Origin of the sequence: uncultured Faecalicoccus sp. (assembly GCF_944327125.1) — a bacterium.
Taxonomy (GTDB): domain Bacteria; phylum Bacillota_I; class Bacilli_A; order Erysipelotrichales; family Erysipelotrichaceae; genus Faecalicoccus.
Genome location: NZ_CALVGO010000064.1, coordinates 1 through 7510, shown reverse-complemented (window position 1 = coordinate 7510; position 7510 = coordinate 1). Strand labels below are relative to the sequence as shown.

The following is a 7510-nucleotide window of genomic DNA, read 5'->3' as shown; positions in this document are numbered from 1 at the left end:
GATTCAGGATCGAAGTGTGAACTAAAAAAAGGGATGATGGAATTCATCCCTTTTTATCAACATTTTCCGGTCATGATCTCTATGATTTCTTGATCGGTTTGACGCATTCCTTCTTTGGCAAGCAAAGAAATATTTCGTATCGTATTTTCAACGCCTTTTTTGACGATGCCTTCGCCATCTTTGAATTCCTGTCCGTTCAAGTACATTTCATACCCTAACAATCCGGCTTCAACGGCACTGGCAATTTTGGCGGCACAGCTTGGTTTGGCTCCATCGCATACAGTTCCTGAAATCATGGCGATTCCATTGACCAGTGTATGGGAAATGGCTTCCAAATCTCCGCCTTCCATGTAACAGATTCCGCAAGCGGCACCGACCCCGGCACTAACGACCCCGCAATAGGCACTCAGTTTTCCGATCCCTTGTTTAAGATGCATCGTGATCAGATTGGACATCAATAGAGAACGATAAAGTTTGTCTTCATCGATTTTCTTTTCTCTGGCCCATACAATAACCGGGATGCTGGTGGTCATTCCCTGATTTCCGCTTCCTGAATTGATGATCACCGGAAGCTCACATCCACTCATACGGGCATCACTTCCGGCTGCGGCATAAGCTTTGATCTTGGTTAGAAGTTCATCGTTTCTTGAGAGAATGATTTTCCCGATGTTGGCACCAAAGGATTCTTCCAATCCGCGCTTAGAAATCGCCATATTGTACTGGATCTGACGGTCCAGTGTTTCTTTTACGTCATCGATATCGGCATCGCATACAAATTCATAGATGCCTTGTACGCTCATAAAGGAATGATTGGTATCCACGGTCGAATCTTTTTCTTCTTCTGGACGTACATATTGAAATTTATCATCCTTTTTGATCCATAAAATGTGTTCGTGCCCTTTGGCGATACGGACACTTGCCTCATGTTCTTTTCCTTTTATTGTAACGATCATATCCAGAGGAATCTCTGAAGGAAGCGGGACTACACGGATAAGGGTTGTCTTTAAAAAGTCCTTAAGGGCTTCCTTTTGACTCTCTGTGACTTCAGAAATGACTTCCAGTTTCTTTTTAGAATCTCCCGCAACGATTCCCACAGCGGCCGCAGCTTCGATTCCTTTTAATCCCCCGGTATTGGGGACCGTCACACTTTTTACATTCTTGATGATGTTTCCACTGGCCTGGATGATCACTTCTTCACAGTTTCCTTCGAAAGCCTCGTTTGCCAGACTGGCGCAGTATGCGATCGCAATGGGTTCGGTACATCCCATGGCAGGGACGAGTTCTTCTTTTAATGCCTTTACATACTGATGATATACATTATCTTTTTTGTTCATAACTACCTCTTTATTATCGATTATATTCTACGCGATAAACAGATGTTCTATCAAGATTTTAAAGCCTAAAATGATCAACATTCCTCCTCCCAGATACTGGGCATATCTTTGAAACAGGGATCCTAACTTTTTGCCTAGGATCACGCAGGAAAAAGAAAGAAGAAATGTGATGATCCCGATCCAAAAAGCCGCCTGAAAGAGGGAAACGTTTAAGAGGGCAAAGCTGATCCCGGCAGCCAGGGCATCAATACTTGTGGCAATGGCTAAAGTGAAGATAGTTTTAAAAGAAATGGATTCAATTTGAGTTTCTTTTTCAATGGTTTCACGGCCTTCTTTGATCATGTTGATTCCAATCCATCCTAATAAGAGAAAGGCGATCCAGTGATCGATATGGGATATCAGCGAAACAAACTGAATGCCCGCAAAATAACCAATACATGGCATCAAAGCTTGAAAAAAGCCAAAGGCAAACCCTAAATAGAGGGCATATTTTAAAAGAACTTTTCGAGGCAAAGCCATGCCTTTGGCCAAAGAGACGGCACTGGCATCCATCGCTAGAGAAACGGCGGTCAAAATCAAAGTAAAAGTATCCATAAATCCTCCAAAAAAAGAAACGAGGCCAATGCGAAAAATCGCATAAGTCTCGTTTTTTACAGTAAACCAGATCGAATGATCAATATGTTGATTTACACACTTACCTATCTGTAAGATAACTACTCCCTTACGTCGGTTTCATTCTAACAAACCCTCATAAAAATCGCAATTTTATATGGTTAGTTCATTCTAATACAACATGTGCTACAATAGACGCATAGAAAAGAAGGATACACATTCTGGAAAGGAGCTATCCATGAAAATATATATCGTGCGGCATGGAAATACTTTATTCAATCATTTAGGACGTGTACAAGGCTGGTGCGATTCTCCTTTGACACCTTTAGGAATCCAGCAAGCCAAAGAGCTTTCTGAATATTTTTTATCCATTCCTCTGGCGGCCGGCTACCATTCAGGAAGTGAAAGGGCTCTGGATACACTGGATTTGATTTTAAATGATCGCCCGGTTCCCAGAAAAAGAGACAAACGGCTCAAGGAAGTATACTTTGGGGATCTGGAAGGTGCCAGGGTCAAAGATCTTTTTCCAGATGGGATTGCCATTCCGGAATTGTTTTATCAATATGGCGGGGAAGACCGGCATCATGCGGCACTTCGATTCACGGAAGCCTGCAAAGAAATGGAACAAAACGAAAAAGGGGATGTGCTGGTTGTCAGTCATGGGTCTGTGATTCGCCAGTTTCTGGAGGAAAACTCTATGTCCTTTTTCCAAATGTCCAAAGAAATCAAGGTGACCCGCGATTTGATTCCGAACTGTTCTGTATCGGTCATAGAAGTTCAACACGGAAAAATCGAAGTGACAGCTCTTCCCAAAATCCTGTGAGCATATCATTATCATTCAATCCAAGAGACTGTTATGATGCCTGTAGGTACAAAAGATACCTGGAAAAGAGGTCTGTATGAAAAGACTAGGCTTGATAACAGTTTTTGTTTTGGTGGGATCGCTGTTTATGTTCGATCCAGTATCCGTTTCTGCCTTGGAAGAAGTTCCTATCCAGGAAGAAACGTTTCCCGATCCGATCTTTCGATCCTATGTGGAAAAGACATGGGATGCCAATCACGATGCGGTTTTGTCTTCGGAAGAGATCGAGGCTATCACAAATATATCGGTGAGAAATAAAGGCATTCAGTCACTGCAGGGGATCGAGTATTTTTCCTCTCTTCAAGATCTAAACTGTGGAGAAAATGCGATCTCTGTGTTGGATGTCTCACAAAATACAGAGCTGATCGATCTGGTCTGTGATGAAAATCCCATTTCCGTTCTGGATATTTCACACAATCCTAAGCTGACGGCGCTCAATTGTTTCCACGATGCTCTTAGCCAGCTGGATATTTCTTCCAATACGAATTTAGAACAGCTCGTTGCGGGGGGCAGTCTTTTAGGTTCCATCAACACCCGTCATAATCCGAATTTGAAAGTCTTTACGTATCTGGCTGGGAATGCCGAAAGTTTTGATTTTTCATCCAACCCAGAACTAGAAAGCGTGTGGATCTCCGGGACGCCTGTAAAAGAACTGGATCTTTCAGCCAACAAAGCGTTAAGCCAGCTGTGGTGTCATAATACCAATCTGTCTACGATCGATCTGACCGGATTCCCTCATTTGAGTGGAAGTGCTGTGAATTTAACCAATAACCGTATGATCTCTATTCATACCGATATTGCCGATGCCACCCAGATCAGCATGCAGGACCAGAGGCCTTATAAGGTCTTGATTCCCAAAGATCAGACGACTTTCGATCTTAGAAATCTGGATATGGATATCGATCCTTCCATGATCGTACCCGATGGATCCATAACGATTGAAAACGCCGTCCTGCAAGGGGTGAGCCCGGGAATGCAGGTTTCTTATGATTACAAGGTGGGGACATCTACGTTCAAGGCATCTCTGGTTTTTGAAGAAGACAACTCCTGGATCCAGCCGCTGACAATCGAGAACTGGACCTATGGACAAAACCCATCTTTGCCGCAGGCGCAAAGTGCATTTGGAAAGGTGATCTACAGCTACTCGGCGTCAAAAGACGGTCCTTTTGAGGGCCAGGTTCCTACTTTGGCAGGGACATGGTACGTGCAAGCCTATGTTCCTTTTGACGGGGTGCATCAGGAATTAAAGGCCATTCGGGAATTTCAGATCTATAAGGCTCAGCCCAATATAAAAATTCCGGATTTGTTGCAAGGGTGGAAAGGGGACAAACTTTCTTCGGTTTCTCTTCCCGAAGGATTTAGCTGGGAAGAAGGCAATCAGATCTTAAATGAAGCAGGAATAGTGGAATATAAGGCAAAGTACACCCCTGAAGATACAGCGAATTATCTGACTTTGGACGATGTCTTACTTCGTGTCAAGGTTCAGGAAAAGGATGAGGATGGAAAAGGATCAAGCTCTAAACCAGAGACTGGAACCGAAATTGGAAAAGAAGAAAACGAAGATGCCCATAGACAGGAAAAGCCTGGGGATAAAGATAAAAGTCCGGATACGGCAGTGCAGACATCGATAGGAATCTTATCGGGATCGATGATCTTATCGGTGCTGGGAATCTTTTTGTTGATCAAGAAGGCAAATGAAAAGGATTGACATGCACTCAATCCTTTTTGCCTATTCTGCCCATTCGATATGGTTAGGGGCCATTTTTTTGATTCTGGCCAGTGAATAGATTTGATATCCTTTGGCTTCGATCTCGCTTCTTCCTTTCTGGAAGCTTTTTTCAATGACGATCCCAATGCCGGCTACTTTTGCGCCGCATTGATGAATCAGGTTCTCAGCGGACAGAAAAGCCTGTCCGTTGGCCAAAAAGTCATCGATGAATAATACATTATCGTCTTCCTGAAGGAACTGACGTTCCATACATAAGGTATATTTTTTGTTTTTCGTAAATGAGAAAGCCTCGGTGAACACTGGGTTTTTCATGGTGCTGGGTTCACTTTTCTTTAAGAATATCACAGGAACATGAAGCTCTTTGGCGGTGAATACGGCCGGAGCGATCCCGCTGGATTCAATGGTGACCACTTTGGTGATGCCCATATCTTTAAAGTGTTCAGCGAAATCTTTTCCCATGGCTTCCATGAGGTCACAATCGATCTGATGATTTAAAAAGCTGTCCACTTTTAAAATATCCTCATTGATGATGGTTCCTCTTTGTTCAATTGTTTCCTGTAATAGTTTCATTTTTCGTTTCCTCTTTCTTTTTCACATTTACGATCGTTTCTAAGACACGATGGTTTTTGATTTCCTTTACGGTGATATCCATTTGTTCAAGATGGAGATCAAACTGTTCTCCATCATCAGGAATCGATCCGTTGCATCCTAATATATAGCCTCCAAAAGTATCATAGTCTTCGGTAGGCAGTTCAATATGAAGGGCTTCCTGTACATCTTCCAGAGAACAAGAACCATAGATACGGTAAGAATTGGAATCCAGGACCTGGATCTCTTCGGGCTCTTCTTCGTCTTCTTCATACATCTCGCCCAGAATGGTTTCTACGATATCGTGCAGGGTCACGATGCCGGACATGCCGCCATATTCATCGATCACCACAGCGAAATAGTATTTTCGCTTTTTCATTTCCTTGAAACACTCATCGGCTTTGGTGTTTTCCAGCACAAACAGCGGTTTGTCCATGGCATGAGCCAGAACATGGTCCTGTTCCAGGTTATCGATGCGGAAATAGTCACGGGTATCCAAAATGCCAATCACATCGTCTTCGTCTTCCTGACACACAGGATAGAAAGTATGACGATTGTCGTGAATGATCTTCTGCCATTTTTCCATCGGATCATCCAGGAAAAGGCAGACCACTTCGCTGCGGTGGGTACAGATCTCTTCCACACTGGTATCATCAAATTCAAAGACATTTTCAAACAACTCTTTTTGCGGTTCTTCCATATGTCCTGTTTTTTGTGAAGTCTGGATCATTTCCAGAATGTCTTCTTCCGTGACTTCCGGCGTCTCGTTAAAGACCGGGATACGGATGAAAAATGTAAAAGGGGTGAACAGGATCTGGAGAAAGCGCATCAGCGGGATCGCCGATTCTTTTTCCTTTTTGGCGCCCTGTCCTTTAAACAGGCGATGCAGGATGATAAAAGAATAGACGATCAGGATCCATATCGCAAAGATGTATCCCTTGTGATGACTCAGCACTTTTGCCAGCTGATTTTGTACGATCAGGGCATAACCCGTCAATGTCAGTACCAGAAGAAACTGTACAGTAACCAGCTGGGGCAGCTTTTTTTTCTTTTCCGACATGGAATGCGAATTGAGTGTTCCCTGAAGATAGGAAAACACGCAGACCAAAATGATATAAAATACGCTACAGACGATCAATATCATAACTCAAGACCTCCATGGTTCCATGGGCATGAGGGATAGGCATCATCTGAATTCATATCAACACGCTCCTTTTGTGATTTGAGTCAATCATACACTATTTTAGAAAAAGAGAAAAGAGCACCTTGTGCTCTTTTCTTAGTTTTGAGATTCCTCAATGATCAACGGAATCAGTTTTTCCTGTTCCTTTAATAAGTATTTCATGATATTGCTTCGGGTGACGATGCCGATGAAGATGTTTCGGTCATCGACAATAGGAACAAAGTTTTGTTTCAGCGACTGTTTGAACAGTTCCGTTAAGGTCGCATCGATCATCATTGGAGGGGTGAAATCATCCCGGATCAGATCTTTGATCAGTGTATTTCGGGTTTCCTCATAAGAGATATCCGGATGATCGATAAAGTACCATAAGAAATCTCCTTCGTTGATTGTACCGATGTATCTTCCCTTAGAGTCGATTACAGGCATGGCGGTAAATCCATGTTCCCGCATCAGCTTCAAGCCTTCCTCGACATTTAAATGATCGTAAAAGAAGATCACATCTTTTTTCATTGTTAAGAAAAAGAAGACATTTTCCTGCATAATCTTTCTACCACCTTATGAAATTATCCTATCAAAAGATTATAGAAATTCAATAAAGAAATCGTGTGAAATTATTGGGTTGACAATCTAAAATCTTATTTGTATTATTGTATTAGATAACTAGTACAATAATACAGGAGGGATGCGCTTGAACAATCCATTTTCCAATGAGCGGCCGATCTATTTACAGATCGTCGATCGCATCAAGGTCAAGATCATCACCAGGGAATACGCCCCGGGGGATAAGTTGCCTTCTGTGCGTGAGATGGCCTCTTTGATGCAGGTCAATCCCAATACCATGCAGAGAGCTTTCAGTATTCTGGAATCAGAAGGAATCGTTTGTTCCCATAGGACCAGTGGACGATATGTCGATCTGGATGAAGAAAAGATTCTTCAGTTAAGAAAAGATCTTGCCCGTGAACAGATTACAGTGTTTTTGCGTTCCATGGAACAAATGGGATTTACGATGGAAGAGATTCTGGAGGAAATAGAAAAGCTGGGGGGAGAAAAATGAGTATTTTAGAACTACAGAACATTACGAAAAAGTTTGGCTCTAAGGTTGTATTGGATTCGATCAATGTGACTTTAGAGCCTGGAAAGATCGTCGGATTGTTAGGGACCAACGGCAGTGGAAAAACGACGATGATCAAATTGATCAACGA

The 7510-nt window shown here is 42.6% G+C and carries 9 protein-coding genes; 4 read left to right on the top strand and 5 right to left on the bottom strand.

Annotation, left to right across the window (positions count from 1 at the left end):
* Positions 1-56: 56 nt before the first annotated feature.
* Both Q0K03_RS06785 and Q0K03_RS06780 read right to left on the bottom strand, forming a co-directional pair.
* Positions 57-1334: an L-serine ammonia-lyase, iron-sulfur-dependent, subunit alpha gene (locus Q0K03_RS06785; RefSeq protein WP_297238956.1), complete on the bottom strand. Its 1278-nt coding sequence runs from the start codon at positions 1332-1334 to the stop codon at positions 57-59.
* 27 nt (positions 1335-1361) lie between these two features.
* Positions 1362-1928 (bottom strand): manganese efflux pump MntP family protein, encoded by a 567-nt coding sequence (locus Q0K03_RS06780; RefSeq protein ID WP_297238955.1) that lies wholly within the window; start codon positions 1926-1928, stop codon positions 1362-1364.
* A 256-nt stretch (positions 1929-2184) separates the two neighbouring features.
* Between Q0K03_RS06780 and Q0K03_RS06775 the strand changes: the two genes are divergently transcribed.
* The gene (locus tag Q0K03_RS06775; RefSeq protein WP_297238954.1) at positions 2185-2769 is read left to right on the top strand and encodes a histidine phosphatase family protein; all 585 of its coding nucleotides are present in this window, start codon (positions 2185-2187) and stop codon (positions 2767-2769) included.
* Positions 2770-2845: 76 nt separating this feature from the next.
* Positions 2846-4516 (top strand): hypothetical protein, encoded by a 1671-nt coding sequence (locus Q0K03_RS06770; RefSeq protein WP_297238953.1) that lies wholly within the window; start codon positions 2846-2848, stop codon positions 4514-4516.
* A 21-nt stretch (positions 4517-4537) separates the two neighbouring features.
* Here the strand turns inward: Q0K03_RS06770 and Q0K03_RS06765 are convergent, their stop codons facing one another.
* The 3 genes from Q0K03_RS06765 to Q0K03_RS06755 all read right to left on the bottom strand — a co-directional run bounded on the left by Q0K03_RS06765 (position 4538) and on the right by Q0K03_RS06755 (position 6848).
* Entirely contained in the window at positions 4538-5107 is a 570-nt protein-coding gene (locus tag Q0K03_RS06765) for a xanthine phosphoribosyltransferase (protein WP_297238952.1), read from the bottom strand.
* A complete protein-coding gene (locus tag Q0K03_RS06760) occupies positions 5082-6269 on the bottom strand; it encodes a hemolysin family protein (protein WP_297238951.1) in 1188 nt (395 codons plus the stop codon). Before Q0K03_RS06760 ends, Q0K03_RS06765 begins: the two co-directional genes overlap by 26 nt.
* Positions 6270-6404: 135 nt before the next feature.
* Positions 6405-6848, bottom strand: coding sequence for a CBS domain-containing protein (locus tag Q0K03_RS06755; protein ID WP_297238950.1), 444 nt, complete (start codon positions 6846-6848; stop codon positions 6405-6407).
* A gap of 148 nt (positions 6849-6996) precedes the next feature.
* On the opposite strand from Q0K03_RS06755, the gene Q0K03_RS06750 reads away from it, so the two are divergent.
* Both Q0K03_RS06750 and Q0K03_RS06745 read left to right on the top strand, forming a co-directional pair.
* Positions 6997-7362, top strand: a complete 366-nt coding sequence (locus Q0K03_RS06750; protein ID WP_297238949.1) for a GntR family transcriptional regulator — start codon at positions 6997-6999, stop codon at positions 7360-7362.
* On the top strand, positions 7359-7510 hold a 152-nt coding region (locus Q0K03_RS06745), incomplete at its 3' end, for an ATP-binding cassette domain-containing protein (RefSeq protein ID WP_297238957.1). The genes Q0K03_RS06750 and Q0K03_RS06745, both read left to right, overlap by 4 nt.

Coding starts and splice junctions, on each gene's coding strand:
- Q0K03_RS06775 (WP_297238954.1), top strand. CDS start 2,185: ATGAAAATATATATCGTGCGGCATGGAAATACTTTATTCAATCATTTA.
- Q0K03_RS06770 (WP_297238953.1), top strand. CDS start 2,846: ATGAAAAGACTAGGCTTGATAACAGTTTTTGTTTTGGTGGGATCGCTG.
- Q0K03_RS06780 (WP_297238955.1), bottom strand. CDS start 1,928: ATGGATACTTTTACTTTGATTTTGACCGCCGTTTCTCTAGCGATGGAT.
- Q0K03_RS06785 (WP_297238956.1), bottom strand. CDS start 1,334: ATGAACAAAAAAGATAATGTATATCATCAGTATGTAAAGGCATTAAAA.
- Q0K03_RS06765 (WP_297238952.1), bottom strand. CDS start 5,107: ATGAAACTATTACAGGAAACAATTGAACAAAGAGGAACCATCATCAAT.
- Q0K03_RS06760 (WP_297238951.1), bottom strand. CDS start 6,269: ATGATATTGATCGTCTGTAGCGTATTTTATATCATTTTGGTCTGCGTG.
- Q0K03_RS06755 (WP_297238950.1), bottom strand. CDS start 6,848: ATGCAGGAAAATGTCTTCTTTTTCTTAACAATGAAAAAAGATGTGATC.